Genomic DNA, 12,375 nt, shown 5'->3' on the forward strand with positions numbered 1-12,375 from the left:
TCTATGGCTAAGGGCCCGTGATCGTTTCACCGATGACGGGCCCTTGGCGTGAAGCTTCTTACCTTGAAGCAGGATTGCTGCTCATTAATGCGATTCCTTGGCACCCCTTGGCGCGAAAGCGGCAACGAAGACGAAGGTCAAAACCAGCAGCGCCCCGCCGAATACTGCGGAGTAGAACATGGTGTGGTCAACCTTGGCGGTAGCCTGGTAGGTGGCGGCGCCCTTGATCATGTCGAAGGTGACGGTGTGGTGCTCGACGGTACCCGGGGTGTGCGAGGTGACTGCGCCGGGGAAGGTGACGTGCAGGTTCGCTTCGGTGAAGGAAGAATCCACGGTGGCTTTGTCGCCCGGCATCGAGAAGGAGTATTCCTTCCCGTCATCGCCCAGGTTGATTTCGAAGCCGAAGACGCGGAATGCGTCAGCCAGCTGGACGTAGGTCATCGGGCTGGTGGTTTCAAAGCGCAGGCCGACGTTTTCGCCATCATCGATGTTGCTGTAGCTCCACTGGTCCCCCAGCTGCTGTTCCATCATTTCGATGTCGATCTGGCTCTCGAGGACTTCTTCAAAGCTGACGCCATTGAGCGTCGACTTGTGCAGGGTCAACTGCATGGCCCCGGCGACCTTGTCTTTGCCCAAGACGTTGACTTCTGCGTTCATGTTGACGCAACCAGAAAGTGCTAGGACGGCGGCGAAGGCCAGAGCGATAACGCTCATAAATCGCTTCACGAAAAGTGCTCCTCAAAATATCGGCTATAGGCACAGTGCCAGAAGTTGGCGCGGTAACAAGCTTACGGGTGTTTAGTGCTGCGCCCCGGCACGTGCCTGGGCCAGGCATGCCGCCACGATCGGCGCATCGGCCGGAATCCACGGGACGACGGCGGACAGCGAGTCATCGAGTTCCAGCCAGGCCAGCTGGTCATGCCCGTCCAGGGTCGCTGGCTCGCCCTCGGTGATCTGGGCGAACCACATGCGCATGGCGGCCTTCTCGTTCAGCTGCCACCCTTGGGGATGCGGGCCTGGGATGGGCGCGCCAAGACGCATCTGCACCCCGAGTTCCTCGCGCAGCTCGCGGTGCACGGCCTGGACTTCGCTCTCGCCGGGTTCGACTTTTCCACCGGGGAATTCCCAGAGCCCGGCAAGGGCTTGAGGGCGGTTGCGGCGCGCGGCAAGCAGCCTGGTGGGCCGGGCCAGGTCATCGACGATGGCCACGGCAACAATTTGCTTGAGTTCAGCTGCCATGGGAGTCCAGTGCGCTCCGATTCGCTGAGCGCTGGGCGCGGGCCGAAGCGTACAGGCAGACGGTGGATGCGGTACCCACGTTCAGGGATTCGGCAACACCGTAGAGCGGCACGGCCACGCGGTAGTCGGCGGCGTCCTTCTCGTGCTCCTCCAGCCCCTGGCCTTCATTGCCGAACAGCCACAGGGTTGGCGCTTCCAGCACCGGCTGTGCTTCTGGCGCTTCGGTGCCTGGCTGGCTTGCACGCAGCACGGCGGCATCCTGCAGGGTGTCCAGGTTGTGCGCCGCATAGCCGTCGGCGGCCAGGATCTGGCTTCCGGTGGTCTTCGCGGCGGCGACCAGGTGGTCGAATTCGATGTTGTTCAGCACCGGTACGTGGAACAGCGAGCCGGCGGTGGAGCGCACGGCCTTCGGATTGTAGATATCCACGCTGCCCTTGGTCAGGATCACCGCATCGGCTCCGGCGGCATCGGCGGCACGCAGGATGGTGCCGGCATTGCCCGGGTCCTGGATGCGGCAGAGCACGGCGATCAGCTTCGGTTTGGTGTCCAGCACCTCGCTCAGCTGCGGCTGGGACATGGCGACCACGGCAAGAATGCCCTGCGGGGTCTGGGTGTCAGCCATGGCGTGCAGCACTTCGCCGGTGACGATGCGGGTTGGAACCTTGGCGCTATCGAGCAGCTGCACGAATTCTTCGTGGCTCTCCAGAAAGCCGCCGACAACATAGACGCCCTGGACCAGGTTGTCGTCCTCCAGATGGGCCTTGAGTGCTTCGCGTACCGCCTGCGGGCCCTCAACGAGGTATTCGCCGGTGGCTTCGCGCCCCTTGCTCTTGGCCAGACGCGCGATGGCCTTGACTCGTTCGGCGCGTGGATTGGACATCACTTCTGGAGGAAAACTGCTCATGTCTCGAGAATACCGGTAGAAACACGCAAAGGGCGGGTCCGCGCTGTGCGCGGGACCCACCCTTCGGTGTGATCTGTCCTACCTGAGCCTCAGCTCAAAGGGAGAAGAGATTTACTTCATCTGCTGACGGGATTCGCCGCCAGCTGGTTCGAAGCCTGCAGCCTTGGCAGCTTCGATGGAGTTGAACCAGAACTCGGCTTCGGTCTGGTCGTACCAGGTCGAGCCTGGAACGTGGTACTTGTTCGAGCCGGCGTTGCCCTTGATGATGAAGCCCTCAGGTGCGTCTTCGCCTTCAACGGCCTTGACTACGCCTTCGCCCTCGACGGACTTGGCAGCAGCCTTTGGAGCCTTGGCAGCCTTAGGTGCAGCAACCTCAGCAGCGGCAGCCTTTGGGGCGTTGACGTCAGCTGGAAGTGCATCCTTGGCAAGCTTTACCAGGGTAGCGAAAGCGTTCGAGTCCGAAACAGCCAGCTCTGCGAGCATACGACGGTCAACCTCGATCTGAGCAGCCTTCAGGCCCTGGATCAGACGGTTGTAGGTCATGCCGTTGGCGCGGGATGCAGCGTTGATGCGCTGGATCCACAGGCGGCGGAAGTCGCCCTTGCGCTTACGGCGGTCGTTGAAGCTGTAAACGAACGAGTGGAGCAGCTGCTCCTTGGCCTTACGGTACAGGCGCGAACGCTGACCGCGGTAACCCTTTGCGCGTTCCAGAACGACGCGACGCTTCTTGTGGGCGTTTACTGCCCGCTTCACACGTGCCACGTGTGTACTCCTTCAAGTCAGTTCCCCAGTGCCCGCGATTTTGCGGGATGGGTGAAATCTATGGGTGGTGGGGTATTGCTTCCCCGTATTGCGAAAGGGAGAGCTTAGAGGCCCAGCATCCGCTTGATGGTCTTTACATCGGCCTTAGCGACGATCTGGTCAGAAGCCAGGCGACGGGTAACGCGCGAGGACTTGTGCTCCAGGTAGTGGCGACGGTTGGCCTGCTGGCGAGCGAGCTTACCGCTACCGGTGAGCTTGAAGCGCTTCTTGGCGCCACTGTGAGTCTTGAACTTCGGCATAGCTGCCGTTCTCCTTACGTGCTCCACCCGGTAAAGCACCGGGTGGGGATCATCCGAAGCGGGCCCCGATAAAGGTGACCGCTGTTGTTCTCTTGTAGTTGGACCTTCCCGGAAGAAGATCCTTCACCGTGAACGGTGACGGGCTCGAAAGCCCAACAGGCTTGGCTAGGCGTCGCCTTCAGCTGCCTGACGTGCCTGCTCCAACTTGGCGCGGGCTTCATCATCCATGGAAGCTGCGACATTCTGGCCCTCGGTCTCAGCCGGAGCGTCGGTGCGGATCTTGCGCTTGGCCGCGCTGCGGCCACCCGACTTCTGCTGCTGTTCGCGGCGAGCCTCTGCCTTGTTCTTCAGCGGACCAACAACCATGACCATGTTTCGGCCATCGATGCGCGGGCTGGATTCAATGATTCCAACTTCGGCGACGTCTGCTGCAAACTTTTCAAGCAAGCGAATGCCCATCTCTGGACGCTGCTGCTCACGACCACGGAACTGGATCATGGCCTTGACCTTGTCGCCGGCGCCCAGGAAGCGCAGTGCGTGGCCGACCTTGGTCTCGTAGTCGTGGGTGTCGATCTTCAGGCGGAAGCGGACTTCCTTCAAGACCGTGTTGGTCTGGTTCTTACGAGCTTCGCGAGCCTTGACAGCGGCTTCGTACTTGTACTTGCCGAAATCCATCAATTTGCACACTGGAGGCTTGGCGCTGGGTGCCACCTCGACCAAGTCCAGATCGGACTCGAGAGCAAGACGAAGCGCGTCCTCGATACGGACGATGCCTACCTGCTCGCCATTAGGGCCGACGAGACGTACCTCTGGCACGCGAATGCGCTCATTAATGCGTGGATCGCTGATGTGTCACTCCTGAAATTCGTAATCCATGACCGCAAACAAAGAAGGCCCCCGTCTGCGATTGCAGGCGAAGGCCAAAAAGAACGACAAAGCCGAACACGGGATTGCTCCTGCGTAAGCGCTTGGGGAATGCATTGCTGCAATCCTGCCGAAATACCCGGAAGCCTGGAAACGGCGACAGCGGGTGGGAGTTGGCCTCCACTTGCATGGCTCAATACTAGTACGAATCCCTCATCCAGTGCTAGCTGGAGAACTGCGAGAAGTACCGGCATCGAGTCGGTCTGTGACAAGCTTAGCAGTATGACTAACGAAGACACCAACTCGCACCAGCACGCTGTCGACCAGCAGGTGCGCGATATCGCAGAAGTTGCAGCCGTTGAAATCATCACCACGGCCGCCGTCCACCTGATGAGTGCAGCAGCAGTCAAGTGCGGACTTGCAGAGGGCGAAGATGCCAATGAGCTGAAGGATCTCGATGAGGCCCGCAAGCTGATCACCGCACTGGCAGGCCTAGTCACCGCCGGTGCGCCCGAGATCGGCTCGCAGCACGCAGCGCCTTTGCGTGACGGCCTGCGCAGCCTGCAGCTGGCCTTCCGCGAAGCTTCAATCATCCCGGATGCACCAGGCAAGGGCCCGGGCGAGAAGTTCACCGGACCGGTCAACTAGGTAATATTGGCTGAATTTTAAGAGATTAACATCATGGACTCGTTTCCCCAGGGAAACGGGTCCATTTCTTGTTTGGATCACCAAGCTAGGTTGGAATCATGCAGATGCTCGAACAACCAGTGATCGACGCCGGTGCTTTCCGGCTCCGCCCCTTCCAGCCCAGCGACATTCCTGCCGTGAGGCAGGCCTCCACGGACCCCTACATTACGCAAATCACCACGGTCCCGGCGCAAGGAACTGAAGCCGGCTATGCGGCATTCATCGCGCGCCAGCACCGCCGGGTGGCCGAGGGCAGCGGGTATTCGTTTGCCATAGCCGAAACGGCCACGGATCGTGCCGTTGGGCAAATCGGCTTGTGGCTGCGCAATGCCGACCACGGCAGGGCCAGCATCGGATACTGGATCGCACCGGAGCACCGCAGGCGCGGCATTGCCAAGCATGCGTTGGCAGCGCTCGGCGCCTGGGCATTGGAGCATCCGGGAATCGACCGGATCGAGCTCTACGTGGAGCCGTGGAACGAGGGGTCGTGGCGGGCCGCTGAAGCGTGCGGCTTCCAGCGTGAAGGCTTGCTGCGCAGCTGGGAACAGGTGGGCACCGCACGCAGGGACATGTACATGTACTCGCGGCTCAGGGCAGCTCCACCAGCCTAGGCGACCGTTTCCAGGCGACGGCGGCGGGCGCGGCGAACGCGGCGGCGGATCTGCTGCGCAATCAAGGCAATCACCACGACCACTGCAGCCATGGCGCCGATGCCAAGGAAGGCCGGGGCGGGTCCGAGGTTGTCGACGAATATGCCGGTGATCGGCGATCCCAACGCGGTGCCAGCGGTCATCGCAGAGCCATACCAGCCCATGGCTTCGCCGCGACGCTTTTCGGCCACCAAGTCGGTGAGCCACTCAGAGGCCGCCGACAGCGTCGGCGCGCACAGGAAGCCGGGGAGCGCGGAGAACAGCGCCAACGACCAGGTATCCCACGCGAAGTACATGGGGATCGTCAGCACGGCCATGCTCAGCAGCAGCACCAGTGGAGAAATAACCCGCTTCATCGACCCGTAGATCAGGCCGCCGACCAGCGAGGCTCCGCACCAGAAGAAGAACACCAGACCCAGCTGGTGGCTCTGCGCCGACGCGTCCAGTTCGGCCACGATGGCCACTTCTGTGCCGGTGAGCAGCATGCCTGCTCCTGCCGCGGCAATGAATACCGCCAGGACCGAAGCGCTGACCCAGTTGAAACGGTTCTTGAAGTTTCGGCCACGCTGCTTGATGCGGGCGCGGGCAGACTTCATGCCGGCTGCGATCAGCTCGCCCTCGACTTCGGGTACACCCATCGGCGCGGCCGCAATGAAGCTGGCCTCCGCGCCCAAGCGTTCCTCGTGCACGTTGGCCCGCGAGGCGATCGCCTTGGGATCATCGCTGCGCGTTGGCGGATTCAGGATCATCAGCGCCAACCCGGCAACCGTCGAGGTCACGCCGATGACGCTCAATCCAATGACGCTGCTGATCTGGGTGGCGACAATGCCGGCGCTTGCAGGTCCGACGATGAACACCAGTTCGGTGGCGGTGGCATCCAAGGCGAAGGCGGTACGGCGTTGTTCGCCGGTGGTCATGATGCCCAGCGCGGTACGCACCACTGAGAAGACCGGTAGCGCGAAGAGTCCGCCGATGAAGGCCAGCGGGTACACCCAGACCAGTGGAACATGCGGCACCGTGCACCAGACGAGTGTTTCGACGATCACCGATGGGATCATCGCGCGGCGCAATCCCCAGACATCTACGCGGGCACCGCGCCACGGGGCGCCAATGGCGATGCCCAAGGTCATGACGGCCGTGACCAGACCGGCCGAAACCCAGGATTGGCCGAGGTTGTTCACCAGATGCAGGAGCAGCAGCATGCTCAATGCGGAGTGCGGAAGTCGGGCAATCATGCCAATCAGCAACAAAAGTGAGATCTGCGGTTGACGCAAAATCTGCCAATAGCTTTTCATGCCCGGAAAGTTCCTTGTCTGGTCGAAAGGAGCCCGCCGGTTTAGTTCGGCGCGCTGTGCAAACTGAGTTCGAGGGAATCCACTGCTTCAGCGAATTCGGTGTTTTGGGACAAACGTCCGTGGATTGCGCGAGTCGTCTCGCGAGCGTCGTTCTCGCTCGTTCCGGGAGCAAAAACAAACTGCAAGTTCAGTTCCGGTCCGGGACCTCCGCCAAGGACCACTTGCCCGTCCTTGCTGCGTGAGCCGACTCCCCTGCCCGGGGCAACCTTGACGGTCTGCAACTGGCCAAAGCCTTCGGTTGCATCCTGCACCAGGTTGGCGATCTGCTGGTTCTGATAACTCGGAATCCAGTCGATCTGCTTGGCCAGGTTCCAGACCCCCGGTCGTCGAAGCACGAAGGTGAATTCGCTTCCGGGATCGAGTACCAGCAGCTGGCATTCCTCGCTGACTGCCGAGAGGGCCGCCCGCGGGGCGTAAACCGCCACTGGTCGAGCTTCCTTGTGCCAAGCCTGCAATCGTTCGACGGTCGTGAAGATCGGCAGGGCCATGCGGCCATCTGGAGCCTTGATTTTCACCAGCGCCATATCGGCTTCCTTGTCGGATGCGAAGCCGTGTTCCGTCATGGCTTCTTCGCCGAGCTGGGCTACCACCGCAACGAAAACGCGTGCCTCGGACAAGGATTTATGTACCTCGCCCTCCCCTGCGCTGCCATCGCGCAAGGCCGCCAGTGCGGCAACGACGTTGGCGTCGGCCTTGCCGTCGTCCTTGTCGAAATTATGCAGGGGGTTGCCTTCACCGCTCAGGTCCCGGCCTTCCCAGTCCTGACCGGCAGAGTCGGTGCTAGAGCCTGCCTGCGCCAGTGCAGCGACAATATGTCCCGGCAGGTGGCGTTTGGGTGCAGATTCAGGTTGCTCGGTACTCATAGCTCCATGCTATCGGTGGTTTCGGGGTTGTTGGAGGGAAGTTTCAAAACTGCAGTCATGAGCTTGGACACCCCTATCCGATGATTTCAGATTTCTTTCCCAGCACCTGCGCGCAGTCGCGGGCCCGAGGAGGGAAAGACCGGGATCCGCTTTCACGAATAAAAAAAGACGATTCAAAAGCGCGAGCTTCTGAATCGTCTTTCCCTGCTGCAGCATGGGGCCTAGCGGCGACCTGCTACATCGAGCGCTTCTTGCAAGGTGAATTGGCCCGAGTACAGCGCCTTGCCCATGATGGCTCCTTCGATGCCTTCTGGAACCAGCTCGCGCAAGACCCGGAGGTCTTCGAGCGAGGAGATGCCGCCCGAGGCGACAATCGGCTTGCTGGTCTTGGCAGCGATTTCGCGCAATAGTTCAACGTTCGGTCCGCGTAGGGTGCCGTCCTTGGTCACGTCGGTGACGACGTAACGGGCGCATCCGGCATCTTCGAGGCGGGCCAGAACATCCCACAGGTCGCCTCCGTCCTTGGTCCAGCCGTGGCCGGACAAGGTGGTTCCGCGCACGTCCATGCCCACGGCGATCTTGTCGCCGTGGCGGGCAATGGCCTGCTTGGTCCATTCCGGGTTCTCTAGCGCGGCGGTTCCGAGGTTGACGCGGGTAGCACCGAATTCCAGGGCCCGGTCAAGTGAAGCGTCATCGCGGATACCGCCGGAGAGCTCGACCTTGATATCCAGTTCCTTGGCAATGCGCTGGACAATCTCAACATTGCTGCCACGGTCAAAGGCTGCGTCCAGGTCGACCAGGTGCAGCCATTCAGCGCCGGCATTCTGCCAGGAGAGCGCAGCTTGCAGCGGGTCGCCGTATCCGGTCTCGGAACCGGCTTCGCCCTGGACCAGGCGCACTGCCTGTCCGCCAGCGATATCTACTGCAGGCAAAAGTTCGAGGATTGGTTGCTCGCTCATGATGTCCTTAGTGAAGAAGTAATGTGATTAGTAGGTCAAGGACCAGGCTGCGATCAGGCTCAGGCCTGCAAGTACCCACAGCGCGATGATCCATGAGATATGGGCCTTCTGGCTCTTCAGCGAAATGGCTCCGCCAATCAGGAAGGCCCCGACAACGCCCAGAATAAGGGTCCACATGCCTAGAGCGTCCCCAACCAATTGCGAAGCAGCTGCGCGCCAGCGTCCCCGGACTTCTCCGGGTGGAACTGCACTGCCGATAGCGGGCCGTTCTCGACGGCGGCCACGAAGGGCGTTCCGTGCGTCGACCAGGTCACCTGTGGCGGGGTCATCGCTGGCTGCGTTACGTCGAATTCCCACTTCTGAACAGCGTAGGAGTGCACGAAGTAGAATCGTTCACCCTCGATGCCGGCGAACAGCTTGGATCCCTCCGGCGGGCGTACCGTGTTCCAGCCCATGTGCGGGATGACATCTGACTGCAGGCGTTCAACCTTGCCCGGCCATTCGCCAATGCCTTCGGTTTTCACACCGTGTTCCACGCCTTCTTCAAAGAAGACCTGGTGTCCCACGCAGATACCCAAAACCGGCAGGCCCCCGGCAATGCGGCGACCGATCCAGCGCAGGGAACCGGTTTTGGCCAGCTGCTCCATGACCGAGGCGTAGGCGCCAACACCGGGGACTACCAGGCCGTCGGCGGCCACGATCTTCTTCGGATCTGCGGTCAGTTCCACTTCGGCGCCGGCGGCTTCCAAAGCGCGCACAGCGGAGCGGACGTTGCCGGAACCATAATCCAGGACAACTACTGTTTTCTTTTCCACTTACAGTGCACCCTTCGTGGATGGGATCTTGTCGCCCATGCGCTCATCGCGCTCTACCGCTTCGCGCAATGCGCGCGCGAAGGACTTGAACTGCGCTTCAACGATGTGGTGCGGGTCGCGACCCGAGAGCACCTCGATGTGAGCACAGATCTGTGCGTGGAAAGTGATGGCTTCGAAGACGTGACGGGTCATCGAACCGGTGAAGTGACCACCGATCAGGTGGTATTCCTGGCCCGCAGGCTCGCCGGAGTGCACGAGGTATGGCCGGCCCGACACATCGACTACCGAACGGGACAGGGCTTCGTCCAGTGGAGCGTAGGAGGTGCCGAAGCGGCGGATGCCGGCCTTGTTGCCCAGTGCCACGCGCAGTACTTCGCCAATGGTGATCGCGGTGTCCTCGACGGTGTGGTGAACGTCGATGTGGGTATCGCCGGTGGCACGCACGGTGAGATCGATGAGCGAATGCTTGGATAGCGCAGTCAGCATGTGGTCGTAGAACGGCACCGAGGTGCTGATCTCAGAGACACCGGTGCCATCGAGGTCCAGTTCAACGAATACGGACGATTCGCTGGTCACGCGTTCCATGCGGGCGCGACGTGCGCCAATCAATTCGGCAGACATGTCTTCCTTCGCTTGTCTTTGATTACTTCTGCGAGCCGAGCAGTTCGGCAAGTCGTTCCAAGAAGGCTGTGGTTTCCGATTCGGTTCCTGCCGTAACACGCAAGGTTCCCGGGATTCCATTGTCGCGGATGATGATGCCGGCTTCCAACAGGCCTTCCCAAATCTTGTGGGGGTCTTCGACGCCACCGAAGAAGACGAAGTTGGAGTCGGAGACCGATGGCTTGAGGCCAAGTTCCTTCAGGCGCGCGACGATGCGGTCCCGCTGGGACTTGATGTCCTCGACCTGGGCCAACAGCAACTCGATGTTCTTCAAGGCCGCGATGGCGGTTGCCTGGGTCACTGCCGACAGGTGGTACGGCAGTCGCACCAAGCGGATGGCATCGGTGACTTCTGGCGCAGCGGCCAGGTAGCCTACGCGCGCACCGGCCAGGCCGAAAGCCTTGGACATGGTGCGCGAGACAATCAGCCGCTGGCGGCCTTCGAGCAGGCTCAGCGCCGAGGTGGTGCTGGCCAAGGAGAACTCGGCGTACGCCTCATCCACGATCACCATGCCGTTATGCTCGCTCATGGCTTCATATACCGCGGTGATGACGTCCAGGCCAAGGGCCGTGCCGGTGGGGTTATTCGGAGAGCAGAGGAAAACGATGTTCGGCTTGTGCTCGCGAACCTGTGCGGCTGCGGAATCGGCGGACAACGTGAAATCTGCGGCGCGTTCACCGGCGATATATTTCGTGTCAGTACCACTGGCAAGCAGCGGGTACATGGAGTAGGTTGGGCCGAAGCTCATCACGGCACGGCCGGGGCCGCCAAAGGCTTGCAGGATTTGCTGCAGGATTTCATTGGAACCGTTAGCGGCCCAGATATTGTCCTTGGTGAGCGAGTGGCCGAGGTAATCGGCTAGGAGTTCGCGAAGCTCGGTGAACTCGCGGTCCGGATACCGGTTCAACATTGCCGCCGCCTTGGCCACCTCTTGTGCAATGGCATCGACGACTGTCGGTGGCAACGGATGGGTGTTCTCGTTGACGTTCAGCTGGATGGGCACGTCAATTTGTGGTGCGCCATAAGGGGATAGCCCGCGGAGATTCTCACGCAAGGGCAGCTGACTCAAAAGTTCACTGCGGTCATTCACGCATCAAGTCTACGTGCGCAGCGCGCCTGCCAGTGAATCCGCTACGGCCACAGGTAACAAACTCGAAGCAGGCTGGGGAAGCTAGCCGGCAAGGACCGGAATCGACAAGGTTTCGCCAACCTGGATTTCGCTGCCGGTCAGGGCATTGAGTTCGGCGATGTGGCCCACTGCCGAGGTCACGTCGTAACCGGTGGCGTAATCCCGGGCCAGGCTCCACAGCGTATCCCCTGGAATAACGGTGACATCAACGGTTCCGACTCCAACAGGAGTATCGGCTGCGGCATGCGCGTCAGAGGCAAACATGGAGATGAAGAAAGCTGCGGCGATGGTGAGTGCGAAAATGGGCATACCCACAAGCACGGCCCATCCGCGACGGTTGATGCGGATCTTCAGTGGTGCCTGGGTCTGATTTGAGTCAAGTGCGACGGTTGCCATGACTTTGTCTCCTCAAGAAATTCAAGTGATGCGAATTTGTATTCGAAAGCGTAGATTCGAAAACTTGTTCGAACCTCGTATATCTGTTCTAACAGAGGTTTGCGGAACTTGTCCAGAAGTTTTCGAACAAATCTTTGAAAGAAGCTCGCTTATCTACTAAGATTTCGAAGTAGACGAGCAATGAAAACATCTCACCATCTAGCGCCGACAGTTTGGACTTACGAACTTTCGAATGATTGCTAGGGAAGGCAAAATCTCATGTCAGCTTCACAACGCACTCCCCGATCGAATGCACGTTCGCTGACGATTCGCCAAAAGAAGATCCTGGAGACGATCCAGCGGTCAATCGGCAAGAACGGTTATCCACCATCGATGCGTGAGATTGGTGACGCAGTAGGGCTCAAGAGCCTTTCGAGCGTCACCCACCAGCTGAGCCAGCTGGAAAAGCTCGGCTATATCCGTCGAGATCCACGCCGTCCGCGCGCAATGGAAATCCTGCTGCCTCTGCAGCTGGCCGAAGACGCCGAGAAGGCCGAAGTTTCGAAGCCGGTCGAGCCAGATGCCAGCGAAGACGCCAAGATCATTGAATTGAGCACTTCCGCTGACACCACCATGGTTCCCCTGGTTGGCCGTATCGCTGCCGGCGGTCCGATCCTTGCCGAACAGTCCGTCGAAGATGTTTTCTCGTTGCCTCGTCAGCTCGTAGGCCACGGCGAACTGTTCATGCTCAAGGTTTCCGGCGATTCAATGGTTGACGCTGCGATTTGCGATGGCGACTGGGTAGTTGTGCGCC

General features: G+C 60.5%; 17 protein-coding genes. 3 read left to right on the plus strand and 14 right to left on the minus strand.

Features of this window, described 5'->3' with window-relative positions; genetic code table 11:
- Positions 1 to 84 precede the first annotated feature (84 nt).
- The 6 genes from ACNPN0_RS16590 to infC all read right to left on the minus strand — a co-directional run bounded on the left by ACNPN0_RS16590 (position 85) and on the right by infC (position 4,020).
- Positions 85 to 726 carry an LppM family (lipo)protein gene (locus ACNPN0_RS16590; protein ID WP_332498698.1) on the minus strand — a complete coding sequence of 214 codons (642 nt, stop codon included), beginning with the start codon at positions 724 to 726 and terminating at the stop codon, positions 85 to 87.
- A gap of 72 nt (positions 727 to 798) precedes the next feature.
- A complete protein-coding gene (locus tag ACNPN0_RS16595; RefSeq protein ID WP_105658146.1) occupies positions 799 to 1,239 on the minus strand; it encodes a (deoxy)nucleoside triphosphate pyrophosphohydrolase in 441 nt (146 codons plus the stop codon).
- Positions 1,229 to 2,143, minus strand: a complete 915-nt coding sequence (locus tag ACNPN0_RS16600; RefSeq protein WP_105658147.1) for a TrmH family RNA methyltransferase — start codon at positions 2,141 to 2,143, stop codon at positions 1,229 to 1,231. The genes ACNPN0_RS16595 and ACNPN0_RS16600 overlap by 11 nt, the downstream gene beginning before the upstream one ends.
- Before the next feature lie 111 nt (positions 2,144 to 2,254).
- Entirely contained in the window at positions 2,255 to 2,905 is a 651-nt protein-coding gene (gene rplT / locus ACNPN0_RS16605; protein ID WP_105658148.1) for a 50S ribosomal protein L20, sunset domain variant, read from the minus strand.
- A gap of 104 nt (positions 2,906 to 3,009) precedes the next feature.
- Positions 3,010 to 3,204: a 50S ribosomal protein L35 gene (gene rpmI, locus ACNPN0_RS16610; protein ID WP_013348480.1), complete on the minus strand. Its 195-nt coding sequence runs from the start codon at positions 3,202 to 3,204 to the stop codon at positions 3,010 to 3,012.
- A gap of 165 nt (positions 3,205 to 3,369) precedes the next feature.
- Entirely contained in the window at positions 3,370 to 4,020 is a 651-nt protein-coding gene (infC, locus tag ACNPN0_RS16615; protein WP_388023856.1) for a translation initiation factor IF-3, read from the minus strand.
- 330 nt (positions 4,021 to 4,350) lie between these two features.
- Between infC and ACNPN0_RS16620 the strand changes: the two genes are divergently transcribed.
- Positions 4,351 to 4,716: a DUF1844 domain-containing protein gene (locus tag ACNPN0_RS16620; protein WP_013348478.1), complete on the plus strand. Its 366-nt coding sequence runs from the start codon at positions 4,351 to 4,353 to the stop codon at positions 4,714 to 4,716.
- A gap of 104 nt (positions 4,717 to 4,820) precedes the next feature.
- Positions 4,821 to 5,366 (plus strand): GNAT family N-acetyltransferase, encoded by a 546-nt coding sequence (locus ACNPN0_RS16625; RefSeq protein ID WP_388023859.1) that lies wholly within the window; start codon positions 4,821 to 4,823, stop codon positions 5,364 to 5,366.
- Here the strand turns inward: ACNPN0_RS16625 and ACNPN0_RS16630 are convergent.
- From ACNPN0_RS16630 to ACNPN0_RS16665, 8 genes are all read right to left on the minus strand, one after another.
- Positions 5,363 to 6,700: an MFS transporter gene (locus ACNPN0_RS16630; RefSeq protein WP_448938342.1), complete on the minus strand. Its 1,338-nt coding sequence runs from the start codon at positions 6,698 to 6,700 to the stop codon at positions 5,363 to 5,365. The two genes, ACNPN0_RS16625 and ACNPN0_RS16630, sit on opposite strands and share 4 nt — an antisense overlap.
- A 41-nt stretch (positions 6,701 to 6,741) precedes the next feature.
- The gene (locus ACNPN0_RS16635; protein WP_105658152.1) at positions 6,742 to 7,623 is read right to left on the minus strand and encodes an SseB family protein; all 882 of its coding nucleotides are present in this window, start codon (positions 7,621 to 7,623) and stop codon (positions 6,742 to 6,744) included.
- A 221-nt stretch (positions 7,624 to 7,844) separates the two neighbouring features.
- Positions 7,845 to 8,582, minus strand: a complete 738-nt coding sequence (priA, locus tag ACNPN0_RS16640; RefSeq protein ID WP_332498699.1) for a bifunctional 1-(5-phosphoribosyl)-5-((5-phosphoribosylamino)methylideneamino)imidazole-4-carboxamide isomerase/phosphoribosylanthranilate isomerase PriA — start codon at positions 8,580 to 8,582, stop codon at positions 7,845 to 7,847.
- 27 nt (positions 8,583 to 8,609) lie between these two features.
- Entirely contained in the window at positions 8,610 to 8,759 is a 150-nt protein-coding gene (locus ACNPN0_RS16645; protein ID WP_166650645.1) for a hypothetical protein, read from the minus strand.
- Positions 8,760 to 8,761: 2 nt separating this feature from the next.
- The gene (gene hisH, locus ACNPN0_RS16650) at positions 8,762 to 9,397 is read right to left on the minus strand and encodes an imidazole glycerol phosphate synthase subunit HisH (protein ID WP_105658154.1); all 636 of its coding nucleotides are present in this window, start codon (positions 9,395 to 9,397) and stop codon (positions 8,762 to 8,764) included.
- The gene (gene hisB, locus ACNPN0_RS16655) at positions 9,398 to 10,018 is read right to left on the minus strand and encodes an imidazoleglycerol-phosphate dehydratase HisB (RefSeq protein ID WP_013348471.1); all 621 of its coding nucleotides are present in this window, start codon (positions 10,016 to 10,018) and stop codon (positions 9,398 to 9,400) included.
- 22 nt (positions 10,019 to 10,040) lie between these two features.
- Positions 10,041 to 11,147: a histidinol-phosphate transaminase gene (locus ACNPN0_RS16660; protein WP_105658155.1), complete on the minus strand. Its 1,107-nt coding sequence runs from the start codon at positions 11,145 to 11,147 to the stop codon at positions 10,041 to 10,043.
- Between the two features lie 81 nt (positions 11,148 to 11,228).
- A complete protein-coding gene (locus ACNPN0_RS16665) occupies positions 11,229 to 11,582 on the minus strand; it encodes a LysM peptidoglycan-binding domain-containing protein (RefSeq protein ID WP_105658156.1) in 354 nt (117 codons plus the stop codon).
- 258 nt (positions 11,583 to 11,840) lie between these two features.
- On the opposite strand from ACNPN0_RS16665, the gene lexA reads away from it, so the two are divergent.
- The coding region (lexA, locus tag ACNPN0_RS16670) for a transcriptional repressor LexA (protein ID WP_448938343.1) at positions 11,841 to 12,375 on the plus strand (535 nt) is incomplete at its 3' end.

It is taken from the genome of Glutamicibacter sp. AGC84, assembly GCF_053543575.1.